At 66.8% G+C, this 21,873-nt stretch carries 22 protein-coding genes; 15 read left to right on the top strand and 7 right to left on the bottom strand.

Annotation, left to right across the window (positions count from 1 at the left end):
- Positions 1 to 323 precede the first annotated feature (323 nt).
- From HMPREF2581_RS04340 to HMPREF2581_RS04295, 10 genes are all read left to right on the top strand, one after another.
- Complete coding sequence (locus HMPREF2581_RS04340) at positions 324 to 3,125, top strand: monovalent cation/H+ antiporter subunit A (protein ID WP_003108684.1); 2,802 nt, start codon at positions 324 to 326, stop codon at positions 3,123 to 3,125.
- Positions 3,125 to 3,463: a Na+/H+ antiporter subunit C gene (locus tag HMPREF2581_RS04335; RefSeq protein WP_003082068.1), complete on the top strand. Its 339-nt coding sequence runs from the start codon at positions 3,125 to 3,127 to the stop codon at positions 3,461 to 3,463. Before HMPREF2581_RS04340 ends, HMPREF2581_RS04335 begins: the two co-directional genes overlap by 1 nt.
- Entirely contained in the window at positions 3,460 to 4,959 is a 1,500-nt protein-coding gene (locus HMPREF2581_RS04330) for a monovalent cation/H+ antiporter subunit D (protein WP_003140614.1), read from the top strand. The genes HMPREF2581_RS04335 and HMPREF2581_RS04330 overlap by 4 nt, the downstream gene beginning before the upstream one ends.
- The gene (locus tag HMPREF2581_RS04325; RefSeq protein ID WP_003086371.1) at positions 4,956 to 5,480 is read left to right on the top strand and encodes a Na+/H+ antiporter subunit E; all 525 of its coding nucleotides are present in this window, start codon (positions 4,956 to 4,958) and stop codon (positions 5,478 to 5,480) included. The genes HMPREF2581_RS04330 and HMPREF2581_RS04325 overlap by 4 nt, the downstream gene beginning before the upstream one ends.
- Positions 5,465 to 5,734 (top strand): K+/H+ antiporter subunit F, encoded by a 270-nt coding sequence (locus HMPREF2581_RS04320; RefSeq protein WP_003082079.1) that lies wholly within the window; start codon positions 5,465 to 5,467, stop codon positions 5,732 to 5,734. The genes HMPREF2581_RS04325 and HMPREF2581_RS04320 overlap by 16 nt, the downstream gene beginning before the upstream one ends.
- Positions 5,731 to 6,078, top strand: a complete 348-nt coding sequence (locus tag HMPREF2581_RS04315) for a Na+/H+ antiporter subunit G (protein ID WP_003140612.1) — start codon at positions 5,731 to 5,733, stop codon at positions 6,076 to 6,078. The genes HMPREF2581_RS04320 and HMPREF2581_RS04315 overlap by 4 nt, the downstream gene beginning before the upstream one ends.
- Positions 6,079 to 6,191: 113 nt before the next feature.
- Positions 6,192 to 7,097 (top strand): DMT family transporter, encoded by a 906-nt coding sequence (locus HMPREF2581_RS04310; RefSeq protein ID WP_003140610.1) that lies wholly within the window; start codon positions 6,192 to 6,194, stop codon positions 7,095 to 7,097.
- A gap of 10 nt (positions 7,098 to 7,107) precedes the next feature.
- Positions 7,108 to 8,205: a PLP-dependent cysteine synthase family protein gene (locus tag HMPREF2581_RS04305; RefSeq protein WP_003140608.1), complete on the top strand. Its 1,098-nt coding sequence runs from the start codon at positions 7,108 to 7,110 to the stop codon at positions 8,203 to 8,205.
- 10 nt (positions 8,206 to 8,215) lie between these two features.
- Complete coding sequence (locus tag HMPREF2581_RS04300) at positions 8,216 to 8,737, top strand: GNAT family N-acetyltransferase (protein ID WP_003140606.1); 522 nt, start codon at positions 8,216 to 8,218, stop codon at positions 8,735 to 8,737.
- On the top strand, positions 8,734 to 8,985 hold the full coding sequence (locus HMPREF2581_RS04295; protein WP_003140605.1) for a hypothetical protein: 252 nt from the start codon (positions 8,734 to 8,736) through the stop codon (positions 8,983 to 8,985). The genes HMPREF2581_RS04300 and HMPREF2581_RS04295 overlap by 4 nt, the downstream gene beginning before the upstream one ends.
- Before the next feature lie 28 nt (positions 8,986 to 9,013).
- On the opposite strand, the gene HMPREF2581_RS04290 is transcribed toward HMPREF2581_RS04295, so the two are convergent.
- Positions 9,014 to 9,679, bottom strand: a complete 666-nt coding sequence (locus HMPREF2581_RS04290) for a COG3650 family protein (RefSeq protein WP_003082099.1) — start codon at positions 9,677 to 9,679, stop codon at positions 9,014 to 9,016.
- Between the two features lie 94 nt (positions 9,680 to 9,773).
- On the opposite strand from HMPREF2581_RS04290, the gene HMPREF2581_RS04285 reads away from it, so the two are divergent.
- Complete coding sequence (locus HMPREF2581_RS04285; protein WP_016254125.1) at positions 9,774 to 10,172, top strand: DUF488 domain-containing protein; 399 nt, start codon at positions 9,774 to 9,776, stop codon at positions 10,170 to 10,172.
- 10 nt (positions 10,173 to 10,182) lie between these two features.
- Here HMPREF2581_RS04285 and HMPREF2581_RS04280 read toward each other — a convergent pair whose 3' ends face one another.
- Positions 10,183 to 10,782, bottom strand: coding sequence for a short chain dehydrogenase (locus HMPREF2581_RS04280; protein WP_016254126.1), 600 nt, complete (start codon positions 10,780 to 10,782; stop codon positions 10,183 to 10,185).
- A 105-nt stretch (positions 10,783 to 10,887) separates the two neighbouring features.
- Between HMPREF2581_RS04280 and HMPREF2581_RS04275 the strand changes: the two genes are divergently transcribed.
- The 3 genes from HMPREF2581_RS04275 to HMPREF2581_RS04265 all read left to right on the top strand — a co-directional run bounded on the left by HMPREF2581_RS04275 (position 10,888) and on the right by HMPREF2581_RS04265 (position 16,142).
- Positions 10,888 to 11,802, top strand: coding sequence for a LysR family transcriptional regulator (locus tag HMPREF2581_RS04275; RefSeq protein ID WP_003082110.1), 915 nt, complete (start codon positions 10,888 to 10,890; stop codon positions 11,800 to 11,802).
- Positions 11,803 to 11,900: 98 nt separating this feature from the next.
- Positions 11,901 to 13,811: an ATP-binding protein gene (locus HMPREF2581_RS04270; RefSeq protein ID WP_003140603.1), complete on the top strand. Its 1,911-nt coding sequence runs from the start codon at positions 11,901 to 11,903 to the stop codon at positions 13,809 to 13,811.
- Between the two features lie 36 nt (positions 13,812 to 13,847).
- On the top strand, positions 13,848 to 16,142 hold the full coding sequence (locus HMPREF2581_RS04265; RefSeq protein ID WP_003082116.1) for a tetratricopeptide repeat protein: 2,295 nt from the start codon (positions 13,848 to 13,850) through the stop codon (positions 16,140 to 16,142).
- Between the two features lie 76 nt (positions 16,143 to 16,218).
- On the opposite strand, the gene HMPREF2581_RS04260 is transcribed toward HMPREF2581_RS04265, so the two are convergent.
- The 5 genes from HMPREF2581_RS04260 to HMPREF2581_RS04240 all read right to left on the bottom strand — a co-directional run bounded on the left by HMPREF2581_RS04260 (position 16,219) and on the right by HMPREF2581_RS04240 (position 21,242).
- Positions 16,219 to 16,920: an ABC transporter ATP-binding protein gene (locus HMPREF2581_RS04260; RefSeq protein ID WP_003086389.1), complete on the bottom strand. Its 702-nt coding sequence runs from the start codon at positions 16,918 to 16,920 to the stop codon at positions 16,219 to 16,221.
- A 2-nt stretch (positions 16,921 to 16,922) separates the two neighbouring features.
- On the bottom strand, positions 16,923 to 17,690 hold the full coding sequence (gene livG / locus HMPREF2581_RS04255; protein WP_003082125.1) for a high-affinity branched-chain amino acid ABC transporter ATP-binding protein LivG: 768 nt from the start codon (positions 17,688 to 17,690) through the stop codon (positions 16,923 to 16,925).
- The gene (locus tag HMPREF2581_RS04250; protein ID WP_003140602.1) at positions 17,687 to 18,940 is read right to left on the bottom strand and encodes a high-affinity branched-chain amino acid ABC transporter permease LivM; all 1,254 of its coding nucleotides are present in this window, start codon (positions 18,938 to 18,940) and stop codon (positions 17,687 to 17,689) included. Before HMPREF2581_RS04250 ends, livG begins: the two co-directional genes overlap by 4 nt.
- Positions 18,937 to 19,860 carry a high-affinity branched-chain amino acid ABC transporter permease LivH gene (gene livH / locus HMPREF2581_RS04245; RefSeq protein WP_003086391.1) on the bottom strand — a complete coding sequence of 308 codons (924 nt, stop codon included), beginning with the start codon at positions 19,858 to 19,860 and terminating at the stop codon, positions 18,937 to 18,939. The genes HMPREF2581_RS04250 and livH overlap by 4 nt, the downstream gene beginning before the upstream one ends.
- A gap of 260 nt (positions 19,861 to 20,120) precedes the next feature.
- Complete coding sequence (locus HMPREF2581_RS04240; protein ID WP_003086396.1) at positions 20,121 to 21,242, bottom strand: branched-chain amino acid ABC transporter substrate-binding protein; 1,122 nt, start codon at positions 21,240 to 21,242, stop codon at positions 20,121 to 20,123.
- 298 nt (positions 21,243 to 21,540) lie between these two features.
- Here HMPREF2581_RS04240 and HMPREF2581_RS04235 point away from each other — a divergent pair, with 298 nt between their 5' ends.
- A complete protein-coding gene (locus HMPREF2581_RS04235; RefSeq protein ID WP_003086400.1) occupies positions 21,541 to 21,858 on the top strand; it encodes a DUF2288 domain-containing protein in 318 nt (105 codons plus the stop codon).
- Positions 21,859 to 21,873 lie beyond the last annotated feature (15 nt).

Below are 21,873 nucleotides of genomic sequence, written 5' to 3'. Positions count from 1 at the left end.
CCCTCGTTGTCCCACGGCCGGCACTTCGCCGGCCGTTTTCGTTGTGTCGCCGAGCCACTGTCGGGGTTGTCTTGCTAAGCTTCAAGTCGTTGCCGTTGCAGAGTTTTTTTCGGCTTTCCGGCAGTCGGAACGCCTGAATTTTGTAATAATTCAATCCATGACGTTCGTTCGATAGATTGCGATAATCGCAGCTCCGTTGCGCCGCGCCTGCCGGTGGCGGGCGGGGCTTCGAGCTGCTGGCGATCCGGCCGCGCACCGACAACCGCGGGGAAGCACCGCCGGCCAGGCATGCCGGGGGCTCCGCCACCGAAGAGGAGTAGCCCATGATTCTGGCGCTGATCATCGCGCTGCCGTTCATGGGGGCGTTGTTGCCCCTGCTCGCCGAGCGTGGCGGCCGCACCTTGTGCGCGGCGTCCGCCGGCGTGGCGCCGCTGATCGGCCTGGTCCTGTTGCTCGGGCAGCGCGGCACGGTGTTCGCCGGGCAGACCCTGACCGCCAGCTATTCCTGGCTGCCGGAAATCGGCATCAACCTCAGCCTGCGCCTGGACGGCCTCGGTTTCCTCTTCGCCCTGCTGATCCTCGGCATCGGCCTACTGGTGATCCTCTACGCCCGCTACTACCTCTCCGAACAGGAGCCGATGGGGCGTTTCTTCGCTTTCCTGCTGCTGTTCATGGGCTCCATGCTCGGCGTGGTGCTCGCGGAAAATCTCTTGCTGATGATGCTCTTCTGGGAGCTGACCAGCCTGTCCTCGTTCCTGCTCATCGGCTTCTGGGGCAGCCGTTCCGACGCCCGCAAGGGTGCGAGGATGGCCCTGACCGTTACCGGAGGGGGCGGCCTGGCGCTGCTGGCCGGGGTGCTGCTGCTCGGCCACATCGCCGGCAGCTTCGAACTCACCGAGGTCCTCGCGGCTGGCGAGCTGATCCGCGCCCACGCCCTGTATCCGCTGGTACTGATCCTGATCCTGCTCGGCGTGTTCACCAAGTCGGCGCAGTTCCCCTTCCATTTCTGGCTGCCCCACGCGATGGCGGCGCCGACCCCGGTTTCCGCGTACCTGCACTCGGCGACCATGGTCAAGGCCGGCGTGTTCCTGCTGGCCCGGCTGTATCCGGCGCTGGCCGGCACCGAGTGGTTCTTCTACCTGGTCAGCCTGAGCGGCCTGGTAACGCTGTTGCTGGGCGCCGGCATGGCACTGTTCCAGCATGACCTGAAGGGGCTGCTGGCCTACTCGACGATCAGCCACCTGGGCCTGATCACCCTGCTGTTCGGCCTCGACTCCCCGCTGTCGAACGTCGCCGCGGTGTTCCACATCATCAACCACGCGACCTTCAAGGCCTCGCTGTTCATGGCCGCCGGGATCATCGACCACGAGACCGGCAGTCGCGACATGCGCCTGATCAACGGGATGTGGAAGTACCTGCCGCATACCGCGGTGCTGGCCATCGTCGCCTCCCTGGCGATGGCCGGGGTGCCGCTGCTGAACGGCTTCCTCAGCAAGGAGATGTTCTTCGGCGAAACCCTCAGCCAGAACCTGCTGGGCAGCTTCAACTGGCTGGTGCCGGCGGTGGCGACCCTGGCCGGGGTGTTCTCGGTGGCCTATTCGCTGCGTTTCATCCACGACGTGTTCTTCAACGGCGAGCCGGCCCGGTTGCCGAAGTTCCCGCCCCACGAGCCGCCGCGCTACATGAAGGTACCGGTGGAGATCCTGGTGTTCCTCTGCCTGTTGGTCGGCATGCTGCCGGCCTACACCGTGGCGCCGCTGCTGGCCGCCGCCGCCAGTGCCAGCCTTGGCGGGCAACTGCCGGAATACAGCCTGGCGATCTGGCACGGTTTCAACCTGCCATTGCTGATGAGCGTGGTGGCGCTGGTTGGCGGTGTGCTGGTCTATGTCCTGCGCAAGCCGCTGTTCAACTGGTATGCCGGATTGCCGGAGGTGGACGCCAAGCTGGTCTTCGAGCAGCAGGTGCAACGTGTGGTGGCCCTGGCCGCGCGCCTGACCGCCTGGCTGGAGAACGGGTCGCTGCAGCGCTACCTGGCCTGGCTGCTGGGCGCGGCGCTGGTCGTGGTGGCGGTCGAGCTGGCGCCGCTGGCGAGGCTGACCGGCTCGCGCGGGCTGACCCCGCTGGACGGTATCACCGCCCTGGGCATGCTGGTGCTGGCCTTCAGCGGCCTGGCCACGGCGCTGTTCCATCGCATGCGCCTGGTCGCGCTATTGATCCTCAGCGTCGCCGGCCTGCTGGTGGCCCTGGCCTTCGCTCGCTTCTCGGCCCCGGACCTGGCGCTGACCCAACTGTCGGTGGAAGTGGTGACCATGGTCCTGCTGATGCTGGCGCTGTATTTCCTGCCCTCGCGCACTCCGGCGGAGTCCTCCAGCCTGCGCGGCTTGCGCGACGTGGCGCTGGCCGGCGGGGTCGGCATGCTGGTGGCGCTGCTGGCCTACGCGGTGCTGACCCGGCCCTACGAGAGCATCGCCGGATTCTTCGTCGAGAACAGCGTCTCTGGGGGCGGCGGCTACAACGTGGTCAACGTCATCCTGGTGGACTTCCGTGGTTTCGATACCCTCGGCGAGATCAGCGTGCTGGCGATCGCCGGCGTCGGCATCTACGCGATGCTCGCCGGTTTCGCCCTGCACAAGCCGACCTGCGACCCGCAGGGTCGCAACTGGGCCCACGCCAAGCACCCGCTGATCCTGGAAACCCTGTCGCGGGTGCTGCTGCCGCTGGCGTTGCTGATCTCGGTGTTCATCTTCCTGCGCGGCCACAACCTGCCGGGCGGAGGTTTCATCGCCGGCCTGGTGACTGCCATCGCCCTGGTGCTGCAGTACATCGCCAGCGGCTCGCAGTGGGTCGAGCAGCGCCTGCCGCTGAACTATGCGGCCATGGCTGGCGCCGGAGTGCTGATCGCCGGGCTCACCGGGCTCGGCAGCTGGCTGTTCGGCTATCCGTTCCTGACTTCTGCGTTCGGCCACTTCGAGTTGCCGCTGATCGGCGAGATCGAGCTGGCCACGGCGATGCTGTTCGACCTCGGCGTGTACCTCACCGTGGTCGGTGCCGCGCTGCTGATCCTGTCCTACCTCGGCAAGCTCAGCCTGATGCCTGAACCCGTCGCACAAGAGGAGGCGCTCTGATGGAAGCCCTGTTCGCCATCACCCTCGGCCTGCTCACCGCCAGCGGCGTCTACCTGCTGCTGCGGGCGAGGACTTTCCCGGTGGTGCTCGGTCTCACGCTGATCTCCTACGCGGTCAACCTGTTCCTGTTCGCCATGGGCCGGCTCGGCGGCAGCGTCGCGGTGATCGGCACTCCCGGGGAGTATGGCGACCCGCTGCCGCAGGCGCTGGTGCTGACCGCCATCGTCATCGGCTTCGCCATGACCGCCTTCGTCGTGGTCCTGGCCCTGCGTGGCCTCGGCGACCTCGGCAGCGACCACGTAGATGGACGCCCGGACGAGGAGGAGCCGCGCCCATGAGCCATTGGCTGATCCTGCCGATCCTGCTCCCCCTGTTTGCCGGCAGCCTGTTGCTGTTGCCGCTGGCCGAGCGCTGGCGGCGCGGCTTGTCGTTGCTCGCGGCGCTGGCGCTGATCCCATTGAGTCTGTTGCTGATGCGCACGGCCGCCAGCGGCGACCTGAGCGTCTATGCCCTGGGCAACTGGGCGGCGCCGTTCGGCATTGTGCTCATGCTCGATCGTCTCGCCGCCCTGATGCTGCTGGCCACCGCGGTGCTCGGCAGCGCCGCGCTGATCTACGCGCTGCGTGGCGACGACCGCCTGGGCAAGCATTTCCACGCGTTGTTCCAGTTCCAGCTGCTCGGTATCAACGGCGCCTTCCTGACCGGCGACCTGTTCAACCTGTTCGTGTTCTTCGAGATACTCCTGATCGCCTCCTACGCGCTGCTCCTATATGGCGGCGGCGCGGAGCGGGTGCGCTCGGGCCTGCACTACGTGATCCTCAACCTGGTCGGCTCGGCGTTCTTCCTGATCGCCGTGGGTACCCTGTATGGCCTCACCGGCACCCTGAACATGGCCGACATGGCGCAGAAGATCGCCATGGCCGATGCCGAGCGCGCGCCGCTGCTGGCGGCTGCCGGGCTCCTGCTGCTGGTGGTGTTCGCCCTGAAGGCGGCGCTGTTGCCGCTGTACTTCTGGCTGCCGCGCGCCTATGCCGCGGCCAGCGCGCCGGTGGCGGCGCTGTTCGCGATCATGACCAAGGTCGGCATCTACTCGATCCTGCGGGTCTACACGCTGGTCTTCGGTGAGGCCGCCGGCGAGCTGGCCAACCTGGCGCAGGCCTGGCTCTGGCCGCTGGCCCTGGCGACCCTCGGCCTGGGCGCGATCGGTGCCTTGGCGGCGCGGACCCTGCAAGGCCTGCTGGCCTACCTGGTGGTGGTCTCCGCCGGAACCCTCCTGGCTGGCGTGGCGTTGGGCAGCGAGCGGGCGCTGGCGGCGTCGCTGTACTACCTGCTGCACAGTACCTGGATCGCCGGTGGCCTGTTCCTGCTCGCCGACCTGGTCGCCCGCCAGCGCGGCGACAAGGCCGGCGACCTGGTCCAGGGCCCGGCGTTGCAGAACCCTCGGTTGCTCGGCGGGGCCTTCTTCATCGGTGCCATCGCCGTCGCCGGTCTGCCGCCATTGTCGGGGTTCTTCGGCAAGATCATGCTTTTGCAGTCGGTCGCTCCCGGCAGCCAGGCGCTGGCCCTGTGGAGCGTGGTACTGGGCAGTGGCCTGGTGGCGCTGGTGGCGTTGAGCCGGGCCGGCAGCACGCTGTTCTGGCGCACCGGGCATACCGTGCTCGGTAGCGCCGAACTGGACCTCGGCCGCTTGTTCGCCTGCATCCTGTTGCTCTCCGCCGGCCCGTTGCTGGTGTTCGCTGCGAAGCCGCTGCTGGCCTACGTCCAGGCCACCGCGGCGCAGTTGCACGACCTCGACCTGTATCGCCAGATCATCACCCGCGGAGGTGCCGCATGATCAGCCGTTCGTTGCCGCGTCCGCTTCTTCGCGTATTGCCTCATCCCGTGCTTAGTGTCCTGCTGTTGCTGGTCTGGTTGCTGCTGGTGGATTCCTTCGCCATCGGCCACTGGCTGCTCGGCGCCTTCCTCGGCGTGTGCATTCCGCTGCTGACCAACCGCCTGCTGGTCGGGCGCAGCCAGGAGTGGCATCCGTTGCTGCTGTTGAAGCTGCTGGTGCTGGTGATGTGGGACATCCTCGTCGCCAATGTCCAGGTTGCCCGTCTGACCCTCGGACCGATCCAGCGCTTGCGTCCGGCCTTCGTCGAGGTGCCGATCGAGCTGGAGAACGACCTCGCCATCAGCGTGCTGGTGAGCATCGTCTCGCTGACCCCGGGGTCGGTGTCGTCGGACCTCAGCGACGACCGCAAGACCCTGCTGGTGCACGGCCTCGACGTGCCGGACAAGGCGGCGCTGATCGCCGAGATCAAGCAACGCTACGAAGCGCCGCTGAAGGAGATCTTCCCATGCTCGCTTACGTGATCCCGCTGTGCCTGGCGCTGCTCGGCCTGGCCCTGTTGCTGACCCTGGCGCGCCTGGTCAAGGGGCCGTGCCTGCCGGACCGGGCTCTGGCGCTGGACACCCTCTACGTGAACGCCATCGCCCTGCTGGTGCTGTACGGCATCTGGCGCGACAGCGACCTGTTCTTCGAGGCGGCGCTGCTGATCGCGGTGCTCGGTTTCGTCGGTACGGTGGCGGTGGCCAAATACATGCTGCGCGGAGACATCATCGAATGACTGACGAACCCCTGAGCCTGTGGGTGGAAATCCTCGTCTCGGCGTTCCTCCTGCTGGGCAGCGCCTTCGTCCTGATCGGCGCGATCGGCCTGTACCGCCTGCCGGACTTCTTCATGCGCCTGCACGGGCCGACCAAGGCCACCACCCTCGGGGTCGGCGGGGTGATCGTCGCCTCGCTGATCTATTTCTCCAACCGCCAGGCGGGCATCAGCCTGCATGAGCTGCTGATCAGCCTGTTCCTCTTCATCAGCGCTCCGGTCAGCGCCTACATGCTGGCCAAGGCCGCGGTGCTGCAGCAGTTGCCGCTGGAGAAGAAGACTCGCGGCAAGCCCTGGGAGCAGTGAGGCACGGCGCAACAGTTTTGCCCGCTTTCTGTGCCTGTCGGCGCGGCTAGTCGGCTGCCTATACTGGGAGTCCTTTTTCCGGCGCCGCGACGGCGCCCGTGGTGGAGATTCCCTTGACTCGGACGCGCTGGTTCGCCCTGGCCTGCCTGATCCTGGCGATGGCGCTGTGGGGCAGTTCGTACGTGGTGCTGAAGGTCGCTTTCCGCGAACTGCCGCCGCTCTGGGTGATCTTCGGTCGCATGGCCCTCGGCAGCCTGGTGTTCCTCGTCGCCTGGCGCTGGCGGGGACGCATCGACTACCGCTCGGGCGACTGGAAGTACCTGCTCGGCCTGGCCGTCTGCGAACCCTGCCTGTACTTCCTCTGCGAATCCTTCGCCCTGCAATACACCAGCGCGGCCCAGGCCGGGATGATCACCGCGCTGCTGCCGTTGCTGGTGGCGGTGGGGGCCTGGTTGCTGCTGCACGAACGGATCGGCCGGATGACCTGGATCGGCTTCGGCCTGGCGGTGCTCGGTTCGATCTGGCTGAGCCTCGCCGGCGAGCCCGACCTGCACGCGCCGCAGCCGCTGCTGGGCAACTTCTTCGAACTTCTCGCGATGCTCTGCGCCACCGGCTATACCCTGTTGCTGAAGCACCTGTCGGCGCGCTACTCGGCATTCGCCCTGACCGCCATGCAGGCCTTCGTCGGCACGTTGTTCTTCCTGCCGCTGGCGCTGGCCAGCGCCGACCTGCCGAGCCAGCCCAGCGCGCTGGGGATCCAGGCGGTGGTGTATCTCGGCGTGGTGGTCACGGTGGGCGCCTACGGCCTGTACAACTTCGGCGTCGGTCGACTGCCGGCCAGCCAGGCCTCGGGCTTCATCAACCTGATCCCGGTCTTCACCCTGGTATTCGCCGCGCTGTTCCTCGGCGAAACCCTCAACGGCCCGCAGATGCTCGCTGCCGGCCTGGTCTTCATCGGCGTCGCCATCAGCCAGTGGCGCAGCGCTCCGCCGCCGCCTCCGGCCGGCGTCCTGAACTGAAGGAGTTTCCATGACCGTCGACCAACGCCAATGGGCCCGTGAGGCGATCCGCATCATCGAAGCGGATTTCCAGCGCAGCGCCGATACCCATTTGATCCCTCTGGAGACTCCCGGCCTGCCTGGCGTCGAACTGTACTTCAAGGACGAGTCCAGCCACCCCACCGGCAGCCTCAAGCATCGCCTGGCGCGCTCGCTGTTCCTCTATGCGCTGTGCAACGGCTGGCTCGGGCCGGCCGCGCCGGTGATCGAGGCATCAAGCGGCTCCACGGCGATTTCCGAAGCCTATTTCGCACGCCTGCTGGGCCTGCCCTTCATCGCCGTGATGCCGGCCAGCACCTCGAAGGAAAAGATCGCCCAGATCGCCTTCTACGGCGGCCAGAGCCACCTGGTGGAGGACCCCACCCAGATCTACGCCGAGTCCGAACGCCTGGCGCGGGAGAGCGGTGGCCATTTCATGGACCAGTTCACCTATGCCGAGCGCGCCACCGACTGGCGGGCGAACAACAACATCGCCGAGTCGATCTTCCAGCAGATGCGCCACGAGCCGTACCCGACCCCGACCTGGCTGATCTCCAGCCCCGGTACCGGCGGCACCCTGGCGACCCTCGGCCGCTACGTGCGCTATCGCCAGCACTGCACCCGGGTACTCTGCGCCGACGCCGAGCGTTCGGTGTTCTTCGACGCCTATGTCAGCGGCGACCGTGGCCTGACCCTGGATTGCGGTTCGCGGATCGAGGGCATCGGCCGGCCGCGGGTCGAGGCGTCCTTCCTGCCGGAAGTGATCGACGCGATGGTCAAGGTGCCGGACGCCTGGTCGCTGGCGGCCATGCATTACCTGGCCCGGCGCCTGGGGCGGCGGGTCGGCGGCTCCAGCGGAACCAACCTGATCGGCGCCCTGGTGGCCGCACGGCAAATGGTCGCGGCCGGCGAGAAGGGGTCGCTGGTGGCGATTCTCTGCGATGGCGGCGAACGCTATGCGACCACCTATTATGATCCGGTCTGGCTGGCCAGGCAGGGCTATGCGCTGGAACCCCTGGTCGAGGCGCTGGCTGCCTGCGTCGAGCGCGGCGTGGCGTTGCCCGACGGGCTGCTGGTGGTTGGACTTTGAAGGAGTGGATATGCACCGTTTGCGAGCTGCCGAAACCGGCGATATCGAGGCCATGACCGACCTGCTGCTGAGCCACGGGCCGAATCCCTGGAACCATCTGCCGGAGGAGGGGGGGCGTGCGCATCTGCGAGCCATCGCCGACGGCGAGGTACGGGCCGTCCTGGCCGAGCGCGACGATCGGCTGCTGGGGTTCGCCAGCTTCCGCCGCACCGAGGATTTCGCCCATTACCAGCCGCAGCGTGCCGATGCGCCGCGGGCCTACATCTGCGAGGCGGTAGTGCATCCGGCGGCGGCCGGCCAGGGGCTCGGCAGCGCGTTGCTGGAGGCGGTGCTGGCCCAACTGGCCGACGAAGGCATCGAGGATGTCTATATCGATCGTCACGAAGAGAACCTGGCGTCGGCGGGAATGATGCGCAAGGCCGGCTTCGTCGAGCTGGAGACCTACGCCGATCCGGCGCGGCGGCCGAACGGCTCGGGGCGCTCGACGGTGTGCCATCGCAATCTTTCCCTCCAGCGCAGAGCCGTGCGATGAGTTTCATCCGCCTCAAGGTGCGCACCGCCTTCATGGTCCACGGCTACGACGCGGACAACCGGGAAATCGTCGAGCAGATCGGCGAGGAACGCTTCGTCGAGAAACTGCTGCGCATCGAACGGATCCAGTCGATCAGCGAGAAATACCTGCTGGTCAGCGCCTCCCACGGGCGCGTCGCCTACTGGGAGTACGAGGGCGGCCTGACGGCGCTGCGGCGGCGCCTGGAGCAGGCCGGATTGCTCTTGTAGGGAAAGGGCCGTCGCGCGGCCCCTCGCTTCACTTGCCCAGTGCGCCCGGATAGGCGCAGCCGCGCAGCGTCTCGCCATCGATGCGCAGTTCGGCGGAGTAGCTGCTGAAGGCACCGCTCATGCTGTCGGTGCAGGACGACGGGGCGATCCACAGTTCGACCTTCTTGCCGTTCGCCTCGCTGGAATAGCTGGTGCTGCCGTTCGGCAGTTCCTCGGCGACGTAAGGCAAGGCCAGGGTCTCGTGTTCGGGGCGGTCCAGGCGCAGGCCCTGGTTGTTCACCCTGGCGCTCCAGAAGGGTTCGTTGCCATTGGCGGCGAAGGTCAGCAGCTTGAAGTTCGGGTCGTCGCAGCCGGGGCCCTCGTTCTGCACGCGGTACAGTCGGCTGACCTCCAGCTTGCCGTCGGTACCGCGGACCTTGGCCGGTCCCATGGTGCCGCGCAGGTCGACGAACAGGCCCTGGGCGCCGTCGTCGAACAGGCTATCGGCTTCGCGGCGCAGGCCGGTATTGGCCACGTCCTCGATGCTGAACAGGCGCTTCTCGGTACAGGGGCGGAATTGCAGCGCGCCGTTGATCTTCACCAGTTCGCCCTGGAAGCGGGTGTCTACACTGGTGCTCGGCGATTCGGGCTTCCACACCTGGCAGGCGGCGAACAAGGGGAGCAGGCTGTAGACCAGCAGACGGGCAGGGCGCATAGGGAAGACTCCATCGAAAATGCGCCCACGTTACCGAGCGTCCGGGCCTAGCTCAAGTCCGGATCGGACTTCATCGCAACCAGGGAGTCGATCGATGATCCAATGCAAGCGTGTATACGAACCGGCGTCTCCCGCCGATGGCCGGCGCGTACTGGTGGACCGGCTGTGGCCGCGCGGCATCTGCAAGGAGGCCCTGGCCATGGACGACTGGCTGAAGGACGTGGCGCCCTCCAACGAGGTGCGCAAGCAGTTCTGCCACGATCCGGCACTCTTCGACAGCTTCCGTGAACACTACCGCGCCGAGTTGCAGGCGCACCCGGAACATTGGTGGGGCCTGCTCGACTGCGCTCGCGAGGGCACCCTGACGCTGCTCTACGGCGCCCACGACCAGCAGCACAACAATGCCGTGGTGCTGGCCGAGTTCCTCGAGGAAGAGCTGGACCGCCAGCAGCCGGGCAGTTCGCCGACCTGCTACGCCGACCGCCTCTCCTGAGAAATATCGCTTACCAGATGCGGTACACCAGGCCGGTCTGCGCGCCTTCCACGCTGCGTGCGTAGCCCAGCGCGGCGTCCGCCGCCGGAACCGGCTTGAAGCCACGGAAGTAGGGCGCGTAGCCGGGCAGCGCCTCGCTGACCACGGTCGGGCTGACGGCGTTGATGCGCAGGCCGCGCGGCAACTCCAGGGCTGCGCCGCGGACGAAGCCCTCGACGGCGCAGTTGACCATGCTCGCCGAACTGCCGAAGCGGATCGGCTGCTCGGCGAGCACGCCGCTGGTGAGGGTGAAGGAGCCCCCGTCGTTGGCGTACTCGCGGCCGAGCAGTACCAGGTTGACCTGGCCCATCAGCTTGTCGCGCAGGCCGAGCTGGTATTGCGCCTCGCCCATTTCCTCCAGGGCGCCGAAGTGCACCTTGCCGACCGCGGCGACCAGCGCGTCGAAGCGACCGGTCTTCTCGAACAGGGCGCGAATGGAGTCCGCGTCGCTGATGTCGACCTGGAAATCGCCGCTGCTGTGGCCTACCCGGACGATCTCGTGGCGCTCGCCGAGTTCTTTGTCGATGCCCTTGCCAAGGGTGCCGCTGGCGCCGATCAGGATGATTTTCATACAGGCCTCTCGTTGCGTGAAGGTGAGTGGTTTCCAGTGTAGAGTCGCCTTTGCTGTGGATAATCCTGTCAATCGACAACCTGCCGTTTTCATAGGGAAACAATCGTGAAGGACCTGGACGATCTCGCCGCCTTCGCCGTACTCCACGACCTGGGCAGTTTCACCCGCGCCGCCGAGCGCCTCGGTTGCAGCAAGGGCCAACTGTCGAAGCGCATTGGCGTCCTCGAGCAGAAGCTCGGCGTAACCCTCTTGCACCGCACCACCCGCCGTCTTTCGCTGACCGCCGCCGGCGCCGCGCTGCTGCCCGAGGCGCAGGCGTTGCTGGTGCAGGCCGAGCGCGCGCGGCAGGCGGTGGCGCGCTTGCAGGAGCGAGCGGAAGGACGGGTGCGGGTGACCCTCCCGGTCTCGCTGGGCGAGACCCTGTTCGACGCGCTGCTGGAGGACTTCCAGGAACGCCATCCGCTGCTGCGCGTCGAGCTGGACCTGTACAACGGCCTGCGCGACCTGGTTGGCGAGGGCTTCGACCTGGCGATCCGCTCTGGGGTCGAGCAGGACGCCCGGCTGGTGGCGCGGCCGCTGTTCGTCCTGCAGGAAATCACCTGCGCCAGTCCCGCCTACCTGGCGCGACATGGCGAGCCGCAACGCCCGGCCGAGCTGGCCGAGCGCGAGTGCCTGCTGAACTCGCACTACAGCGGCCACGAGGAGTGGCTCTATCACCGCCACCATCGGCTGGAGCGGGTACGGGTTGCCGGCTTTCTCGCCAGCAACCACTACAGCCTGTTGAAGAAAGCCGCGCTGGCCGGCACCGGCATCGCCCGGCTGCCGTCATACATGGTCCACGACGAACTGGGCGACGGCCGCCTGGCCTGGTTGCTGCGCGACTACCAGACGCGCAGCACGCCGATGTTCCTCGTCCATCCGTTCCAGGGCGGCCTGCCGCGGCGCACCCAGGTGCTCGCCGATTACCTGCTCGACTGGTTCGAGCGCAGCCGGCGACAATTGATCGGCCTGGAGGGTTGAACATTTCGCCGCGACGCGGCTCTATTGCACTCCGGGCCGCTTCCATGCGGCCTGAAGCTCATCGCGGGCACGCCGTTGCACAAGGAACGTGACGGAACGTGGCAGAATCCCGCACCGGACCGCTCGCGTGCGAGCGGACGCCATTCATCGAACGCTTGGATAGGGACATGCAAAGCAGCTTTCCGCAATCGAACACTCCCCAGATCCGTCGCGCTGGAGTTGACCTCAACGGCGTGATGTCGGTGCTCAGCAAGCACCTCTATTCCACGCCCACCGTGGCGTTGCGCGAGCTGGTGCAGAACGCCCACGACTCGATCCTCCGTCGCCGCCTGGAGCAGCCCGACTGGCAAGGGCCGTCGCGAATCGAGGTGATCGGCGACAGCGCCAGCAACACCGTGCGCATCGTCGACACCGGCGCCGGGCTCACCGAACACGAAATCCACGCCTACCTGGCCACCGTCGGCGTCGGCTACACCCGTGGACTGCGCCAGTCCGGCCACGAGGACAGCGGGCTGATCGGCATGTTCGGCCTGGGCTTCCTCTCCGCTTTCGTCCTGGCCCGCCGGGTCAGCGTGCGGACCACGTCCTACCAGCAGCCGGAGCTGGGCTTCTGCTACGTCTCCAGCAACGCCGAGCAATACAGCGTGACGCCGATGCCGGCACGCCCGGTAGGCACCGAGATCACCCTCGAACTGCAGGACGAATACAGTGCGCTGACCCAGGCCGCGCGCCTGCGCGAGATCCTCGAACGCTACTGCGTGCTGTTGCGCGAGCCGATCCACGTCGGCGGCGACGCCCAGCCGATCAACCCGGAGCCGCCGCCGTGGCGGCTGGCCGCCGACGCCGCGCTGCACCCGCTGCAACGGCAGCGCCGCGACCTGGAGTTCGCCGCGCGTTTCGAACATGACTTCGAACCGATCTGCTGCCTGCCGGTGCGCCCGGACGAGCGGGTCGACGTGCAGGGTCTGCTGTGGATCCAGGACGGCGGCACCTATGGCACCAGCGACAACCGCAATCTCTCGGTTTTCCTCCGCGGCATGCTGCTCGACGATGACGCCCGCGACCTGCTGCCGTCCTGGGCCGGGTTCGTCGGCGGGGTGATCGAGTCGAACCGCCTGACGCCCACCGCCAGCCGCGAGGACCTGCAGCGCGACGACCATTACGCGGCGATCCAGCATGCGCTGGCCGAGGCGCTGATCGCCGGGCTCGGCGAGGTGGCGCGGCAGCAGCCGGAGGCCTGGCGGCGGGTCCTGCTGCGGCACAACGAGGCCCTGCTGGGAGCGGCGTTGTGCGACGAGCGTCTGTTCGCGCTGATGATGGACAGCCTGCGCGTACCCACCTCCCAGGGCGACCTCCCGGCTTCCGAACTCCTTTCGCGCGGAGCGGTGCATGTGCTGCTGGACAACGACAGCGGCTTCGAGGAAATGCTGTTCCGTGCCATGGGCGTACCGGTGGCCCATGGCAATCGCTATGCGGTGGTACCCTTCCTCCGTCGCTGGGCGCAGGCCAAGGGGATGCGCCTGGTGGAGCTGGGCACCGAGCAGGGCAACCGCCAGTTGTTCCGCCTCGACCGACTGCCCGAGCGCGAGACCGGCTGGCTGGCCGAACACCTGGGCGGCGCCGAGGAGCAACTGGTGATCGCCCGCTTCAGCCCCGAGGAATTGCCGCTTGTGGTGGTGCCCGACCGCGACGCCGAACTCAAGCGGCGACTGGAGGACGACGAGGCCGACAAGCGTATCTCCACCGCGGCGTTGCGCCTGGCCCGGCAGTTCACCCGCAAGCTCGACAATCGCCAGCCGAGCCGGCTCTACGTCAACCTCGACAATCCGGCGGTGCAGGCGCTGCTCGCGGCCGTCGGCGAGGAACGCGACGAAGCGGCCCATGCGGCGTTGCTGCTGCGCTCGTTCAAAGTGATCATCGCCGGACAGGGACGCGGCCAGCCCGCGACCTCGCTGAACCAGGCCCTGGCCGGACTCGCCGATTCGGTGAAGCGCCTGCTGGGGCAATAAGAAAATTCGCAACACGCCTGATGGAGACTGAAGCATATGGATATCTGGAACTGGGTGGAGAAGCTCCGCGCCGACCTGCGTGAGGCCGGCCAGGAGCAGAGTGCGCGGCTGATCGACGAACTCACCGCGTACGTCTGTGACCTCGAGGTGGAGCGCGCCGAGGCGCTGTTGCCGGAGGTCAAGGCGCTGAGCCGGACGTTGAACAACCCGTGGCTGGAAATCTTCGTCCGCCACTGGGAGATGCGTAACCGGGTCGGCAACCAACTGGAGGGCGAGACCGCCCTGGCCGACGCCGTTTCCCTGTTCGAACTGGCCAACCGCGACGACACCCAGGCCTGCCCGCAGTCGGTCTGCGTGACCCAGGACCTGGCGTCGTGCTACGCCAACGTCGACGGCCCGGGCTGGGTGGAAGAACGCATCGAGGTGTGCGACGAGACCCTGGCGCGGATCGACCCGACCTGGGCCTGCTTCCACTGCCTGAGCAACGAGAAGGCCGAGGCGCTGCTCGACGACGGGCGCGGCGAAGATGCCCTGGCCTTCCTGGCCGAACAGGAGAAGAAGATCCTCGCCGCCGGCGAGGAGGTATTCGACAGCCTCCTGGAGATGCGCGTGGCGATCCTGCTGAACCTGGGGCGCGCGGAACAGGCGCTGGCCCTGATCGGCGAGATGGAGGAGAAGGTCGAGGGCGCGGAGTGGAACAACATCAGCCAGCCGCGGCGTCTGTACAAGGCCCACGGCCTGGCGTTGCTGGGGCGCGACGAGGAGGCCCTGGAGGCGCTGCTGCCGTTCTCCGAGATTGCCCCGCGCTACCGTACGATCTGGCTGCGCGCGGTCTACCTGCTGCTGCAACGGACCCCTGAGCGCAACACCTGGGACTTCGGCGGGCGCCTGCAGCAGATGCTCGAACACTACTCGCAGAAGGGCGCGCACCGAGTGGTCATCGATGTTGCCAGCCAGGCCATCCGCCTCGCGTTGCAACGCGGTTCGGTATGGAGCGCCAGGCGCCACCTGGCGCTGGCCGAACAGCATGCTCAACAGTTGCAGCGCGATCGGGGCGCCAGCCAGTTGCTCGCCGGGTTGAGGGAGGAGATCGATGCCGCGCCGCAGCAGCAGGAGCTGCCGGTGCCGGCTGCGGAGTTGCTCGACTGGCTGGCTGCGCAGGGCAGCGAAGACGCGCCGCGCAACCCGGAGAAAGAAGTGCAGTGGCTGCTCCAGGCGCTGGCCGAGCGGCCCGACGACACCGCCTTGCGCGAAGTGGCCGCCTCGGCGCTACAGGCCTGCTCCGCCGACGACGAGGCCATCGACCTGCTCTGGGAGTACGTCGAGCGCCACACCGACGAGGAGCAGCAACTGGCCTACTACCTGCTCAATGCCTTGCTGGCGCGCGGCGAGTACGACCAAGTCAAGCGCCTCGGCCGGCTCTACGCCGACAGCGTGCCGCTGATCGCGCTGTGGAGCGAAGTCAAGCTGGCCGAGAAACTCAACGACTGGCCGGAGCTGGAGCGCGCCTGCCAATCGGTGCTGGAAATTTCTCCCGGCTCGCTGGGAGCCCACAGCCTGCTGGGTAAGGCGCTGATGGAGCAGGATCGCTTCGCCGAGGCGGCGCTGGCCTACCAGCGTCTGGCCGGCAAGCTGGAGGAGCCGCAGTCGGTGCAGTGGGACCAGATGACCGCCGCCAGCGCCGCGCGCGACTGGACGATGCTGCGCGAGGTCGCTGCCGGCATGGGCATGGAGTTCGCCGCCGGCGACGGACCGATCGAGGAAGACTGGGGCTGGGTGATCGTCCGCTACATCGAGGATGGCGAAGCGCTCGACTACTACGCCCGGCGCACCGGCCCGGTGACCGCGCGGGTCCTCGAGAACGCGCCGGGCAATCGCAGCCAGCGGGTCGGTGACTGGGTGGTGTTCGACGCCGGCCTGATCTATCCGGCTCCGGAAGACGAGGAGGAGCGCAAGCGTTTCGTTCCCACCTATGCGGTGGTGCACGTCCTCGAGAGCGGTGGTTACTCGCCGAGCTGGCTGGTGGACGGCGTCTATCCGGGCGACGAGGCCTTCGACGCCTTCCGCGAAACGCTCGACGCGCGCGGCTGGAAGGTCTGGGTGCACAGCAACCGCGACTACCAGGTCACCGATGCCAGCAGCGGCGAGGAACTGCGGGCGATCTACTTCACCGTCGCGACACCTGCGCAGCAGGCGCCGCGCGACCTGCACCAGGCGTTGCAGGAGGCCACCGGGCAATGGCCGCACCGCATGTGCTGGCTGCGCCTGGCGGAAGCGGCGGAGGTCGACACCCAGCCGCACCTGGACGCTATCGAGCGCTACGGCCTGTAGCCGGTACGCCTCGGCATAAAAAAACGGCCCGTGAGGGCCGTTTTCGTAGGCGCTGAAGTCTACGGCGGGACAGTGCTCAGCCGCCGAGGTAGGCGTCGCGCACCTTCGGGTTGGTCAGCAGGGCGGCGCCGGTGTCGTGCATGACGATCCGGCCGTTCTCCAGCACGTAGGCGCGATCGGCGAGCTTCAACGCCTGGTTGGCGTTCTGCTCGACGAGGAACACGGTGACGCCTTCGCGACGCAGCTGCTCGATGATCTCGAAGATCTGCTGGATGATGATCGGCGCCAGGCCGAGCGAAGGTTCGTCCAGCAGCAACAGCTTTGGCTTGCTCATCAGCGCGCGGCCGATGGCGAGCATCTGCTGTTCGCCGCCGGACATGGTCCCGGCGCGCTGTTCGTAGCGTTCCTTCAGGCGCGGGAAGAGTTCCAGCACCTTGTCCATCTGCACCTGGTAGTCGTCCTTGTCGGTGAAGAAGCCGCCCATCGCCAGGTTTTCTTCCACCGTCAGGCGGGAGAAGACCCGGCGGCCTTCCGGGACCACCGCGATGCTCTTGCGCATGATGGTGGAGGAGGGCAGGCCGACCAGTTCCTCGCCTTCGTAGCGGATGCTGCCGCTGGCCGCCTGCGGCGAGCCGCAGAGCGTCATTAGCAGGGTCGACTTGCCGGCGCCGTTGGCGCCGATCAGGGTGACGATCTCGCCCTTCTTCACTTCCACGCTGACGTCGTGCAGCGCCTGGATCTTGCCGTAGTAGGTGGAAACCTTGTCGAAACTCAGCATGCTCACGCTTCCCCCAGATAAGCCTTGATCACGTCCGGGTTGTCGCGGATCTGCTCCGGCGTCCCGTCGGCCAGGGGGGCGCCCTGGTTGATCACCACGATATGGTCGGAAATGCTCATCACCAGCTTCATGTCGTGCTCGATCAGCAATACCGTCACGTTGTGCTCGCTGCGCAGCTTGGCGATCAGCGCCTTGAGGTCGTCGGTCTCCTTCGGGTTGAGGCCGGCGGCCGGCTCGTCGAGCATGAGGATCCGCGGGCGGGTCATCATGCAGCGGGCGATCTCCAGGCGTCGCTGCTGGCCGTAGGCGAGGGTACCGGCGCTGCGGTTGGCGAACTCGGTAAGGTTGACTTCCTCCAGCCAGTGCGCGGCGTACTCCATGGCCTCGCGCTCGCTGCGGCGGAATGCCGGGGTCTTGAACAGGCCGGCGAGGAAGTTGGTGTTGAGGTGGCGGTGCTGGGCGACCAGCAGGTTCTCCACCGCGGTCATTTCCTTGAACAGGCGGACGTTCTGGAAGGTCCGCACCACGCCCTTGCGAGCGATCTTGTGGCCGGGCAGGCCCTGGATCTCCTCGCCGTCGAGGCGGATCAGGCCGCCGGTGGGCTGGTAGAAGCCGGTCAGGCAGTTGAACACGGTGGTCTTGCCGGCGCCGTTCGGGCCGATCATCGAGACCACCTGCTTTTCCTCGACCTTCAGGTTGACGCCGTTGACGGCCAGCAGGCCGCCGAAGCGCATGGTCAGGCCGCTCACTTCGAGAATCGGTCGGCTCATGGCTTCAGCTCCAGGTGCGGGCGTTGCATCGGCAGCAGTCCCTGGGGACGCCAGATCATCATCACGATCATGGTCAGGCCGAAGATCAGCATGCGGTATTCGTTGAACCCGCGCATTTCCTGGAGCAGCACCATCACCACCGCGGCGAGTATCACGCCGAGCTGCGAACCCATGCCGCCGAGCACGACGATCGCAAGGATCATCGCCGACTCGATGAAGGTGAAGGACTCAGGCGTCACCAGGCCCTGGCGGGCGGCGAAGAAGCTGCCGGCGAAACCGGCGAAGCTGGCGCCGATGGTGAAGGCGGAGAGCTTGACGATGGTCGGGTTGAGACCGAGAGCGCGGCAGGCCACTTCGTCCTCGCGCAGCGCTTCCCAGGCGCGACCGATCGGCATGCGCATCAGCCGGTTGATCACGAACAGGGCCAGCAGCACCAGCAGCAGGGCCACCACGTAGAGCAGGATGACCTTGTAGTTGGTGTTGTAGGCGATGCCGAAGAACTCGTGGAAGGTCTGCATGCCTTCCGGCGCGCGGCGTTCGAAGGTCAGGCCGAACAGGGTCGGCTTGGGGATCGAGCCGATGCCGTTGGGGCCGCCGGTGATCTCGGTCATGTTGCGCAGCAGGATGCGGATGATCTCGCCGAAGCCGAGGGTCACGATCGCCAGGTAGTCGCCGCGCAGGCGCAGCACCGGGAAACCGAGGAGGAAACCGAACAGCGCGGCCATCATCCCGGCGATCGGCAGGGCGGTCCAGAAGCCGAACCCGGCGTACTCGGCGAGCAGCGCGTAGGTGTAGGCACCCACCGCGTAGAAGCCGACGTAGCCGAGGTCGAGCAGGCCGGCCAAGCCGACCACGATGTTCAGGCCGATGCCGAGCATCACGTAGATCAGGATCAGGGTGGCGATGTCCACCGCCCCGCGCGAGGCGAAGAACGGCCAGACGAAAGCCACCACGACCAGGGCGAGTACCGCCCAGCGCTGGGTCGACGGCAGGCTGAGGAAGTTCTTCAGGCCGCTGCCGTTGACCTTGTAGCCGACGCCGCGACCCAGCTTGAGCGGGATGCGGTCGCGGAACAGCTGCCAGACGAACATGGCCAGGGCGGCCACGGCGATGGTCCAGAGGGTCTGCGCATCGGCGCCGAGGACCTCGAGCTTGATGCCGACGGTGCGCAGCTTCAGGCCGAGGATCGGATAGGACACCAGGATCACGAGGAGGGCGCTGAACAGCGCGCGCTTGAGGGACTGGCTCATACTTTTTCCACCTCCGGACGACCGAGGATGCCGGTAGGTCGGAACAGCAGCACCAGGATCAGCAGGCCGAAGGCCACCACGTCCTTGTACTGGTCGCCGAACACGTCGGCGCCGAAGGCTTCGGCGACGCCCAGCAGCAGGCCGCCGAGCATGGCGCCGGGGATGCTGCCGATGCCGCCGAGCACCGCGGCGGTGAACGCCTTGATCCCGGCGAGGAAGCCGATTCCGGGGTTGATCACGCCGTACTGCATGCCCAGCAGCACCGCGGCGACGGCGGCCAGGGCGGCGCCGATGACGAAGGTGAGGGCGATGATGTTGTTGCTGTTGATACCCAGCAGGTTGGTCATCTTCAGGTCCTCGGCGCAGGCGCGGCAGGCGCGGCCCAGGCGGGAGCGGGAGATGAACAGGGTGAGGCCGAACATCACCAGGAAGGTGACGACGAAGATCAGGATCTGCATATAGGAGATCACCACGCCGTTCATGCTGCTTTCGCCGAACACGAAGTTGCCGGGCAGCAGGGTCGGGATGGCCTTTTCCTTGGAGTCCTGCGAGAGCATCACGGCGTTCTGCAGGAAGATCGACATGCCGATCGCGGAGATCAGCGGGATCAGGCGGTTGCCGCCGCGCAACGGGCGGTAGGCGACCCGCTCGATGCTGTAGCCGAAGGCACTGGTGACGATGATGCTGGCGGCGAACGCGGCGAGCATCATCAGCGGAACGCTGTCCAGCCCCATCATCGCCAGCAGGGTGATGGCGATGAAGGCGATGTACGAGCCGATCATGTACACCTCGCCGTGGGCGAAGTTGATCATGCCGATGATGCCGTAGACCATGGTGTAGCCGATCGCGATCAGCGCATAGGTGCTGCCGACGGTCAGGCCGTTAACCAATTGTTGTAGGTAATGATAAATCTCGGGCATGGGACTCTCTCGCTAAACGCCCGCCGTTGTACGGCAGGTAGACGTTCGGCTCGCGGGTGTGGGGCCGGAACGCTGCTGAGACCCGTCACGATCCGGCGCGCGGCGGGCCGGCGGGAGGCAGGGGAAAGCCGCGCTCCCGTCCACCAGGAGTGAACGCTGCCGGTCTTCGCCTGCCCTTGCCGGGCCGCCGCTCGCGGAATCATGCGGGTACTAAAACAAAGCCCACGGTGGGTGACGTGGGCTCCGTACTGCAACGATGCTTACTTGACCTCGGTACGGGTGGCGTCCTTGTGCCACTCGTAGACGGTGAAGTCGAAGTTCTTCAGGTCGCCCTTCTCGTCGAACCCGAGGTTCCCGGTGGGAGTCTCGAAGGTGTTGGCGCGCAGGGCCGCGGCGACCTTCTCCGGATCGGCCTCGCCGGCTTTCTCGATGCCCTTGGCGATCACGGTGACCGCGGAGTAGGCGGGCAGGACGAAGATGCCGCTCGGATCCTGGTTCTTCGCCTTGAAGGCGTCGATCAGGGCCTTGTTCTTCGGATCCTGCTCGAAGGCGCGCGGCAGGGTCGCCAGCATGCCTTCCGAGGCGTCGCCGGCGATCGCGGTGATTTCGCTGTTGCCGACCCCTTCCGGGCCCATGAAGCGCGCGTCCAGCCCGGCCTGCTTGGCCTGGCGCAGCAGCAGGCCCATTTCCGGGTGGTAGCCGCCGAAGTAGACGAACTGCACGCCGGCTTTCTTCAGCTTGCTGATCAGCGCGTTGAAGTCCTTGTCGCCGGCGTTCAGGCCTTCGAAGACGGCAACCTTGATGCCGGCGTCTTCCACTGTCTTCTTCACCTCGGTGGCGATGCCTTCGCCGTACTGCTGCTTGTCGTGCAGTACCGCGATGGTCTTGTCCTTGTAGCGTTCGGCGATGAACTTGCCGGCCACCGGGCCCTGCATGTTGTCCAGGCCGATGGTGCGGAAGATCAGTTTGTAGCCGCGCGAGGTGATTTCCGGGGCGGTGGCTGACGGGGTGATCATCAGCACGCCTTCGTCTTCGTAGATGTCGGTGGCGGGTTGGGTGGAGCTGGAGCAGACATGGCCGACCACGAACTTGACGCCGTCGTTGACCACCTTGTTGGCGACCGCCACGGCCTGCTTGGGATCGCAGGCGTCGTCGTAGATCACGCCTTCGAGTTGCGCGCCGTTCACGCCACCTGCCTTGTTGATCTGTTCGATTGCCATCAGCGCACCGGCGCGCTGCATGTCGCCGTACTGGGCTACCGGACCGGTGACCGGGCCAGCCAGGGCGATCTTGATGGTGTCGGCGGCCATGGAGTAGCTGGCGAACCCGGCAATGGCCATCGCGGCGAACAGGCGGGATAGACGCTGAGTACCCTTCTTCATAGTGCTCCACTCTTCTTGTGTGTTGTCATTGTTGTAGTCTCGCGGCCGCGGGGGCCGGAGGAGACCGGGTGATCGTCATGGACGGACCCCGGGAACTGTACCGGTACAGTGTAGAGCGGCGCTTCGTCGCTTGAAAAGCACGGCACGGCGAGCTCCCGTGAGTCGTGTCGCCTGGTTGACATAAACGTATAGAAAAACGGCGCGGACCTGCATCACCTCCCTGGGCCCGGTTTCCCTTCGGCTGTCGTGGGCTACCGGCGGGCGTTATCATGGCGCCCATGCAATCCAGGTAGATCCCATGACAGAACAAACTAGCACCCTCTATGCCAAGCTGCTCGGCGAGACCGCGGTCATTTCCTGGGCCGAGCTGCAACCGTTCTTCGCCCGTGGCGCCTTGCTCCAGGTCGATGCCGCGCTGGACCTGGTGGAAGTCGCCGAGGCCCTGGCCGGGGACGACCGCGAGAAGGTCGCCGCCTGGCTTTCCGGCGGCGGCCTGAGCAAGGTCGGGGAGGACGCGGCCAAGGACTTCCTCGAACGCGACCCGACCCTCTGGGCGGTGGTGGTGGCGCCCTGGGTGGTCATTCAGGAACGCGCGGAAAAAGCGACGTTGCACTGATCCAGGGCGGTTTTC

Origin of the sequence: Pseudomonas sp. HMSC057H01, assembly GCF_001836405.1 — a bacterium.
In the GTDB taxonomy this organism is placed as follows: Bacteria; Pseudomonadota; Gammaproteobacteria; order Pseudomonadales; family Pseudomonadaceae; genus Pseudomonas; species Pseudomonas aeruginosa.
Note: the sequence above shows the minus strand (reverse complement) of the source record. Positions and strands in the feature narration are given on the sequence as shown.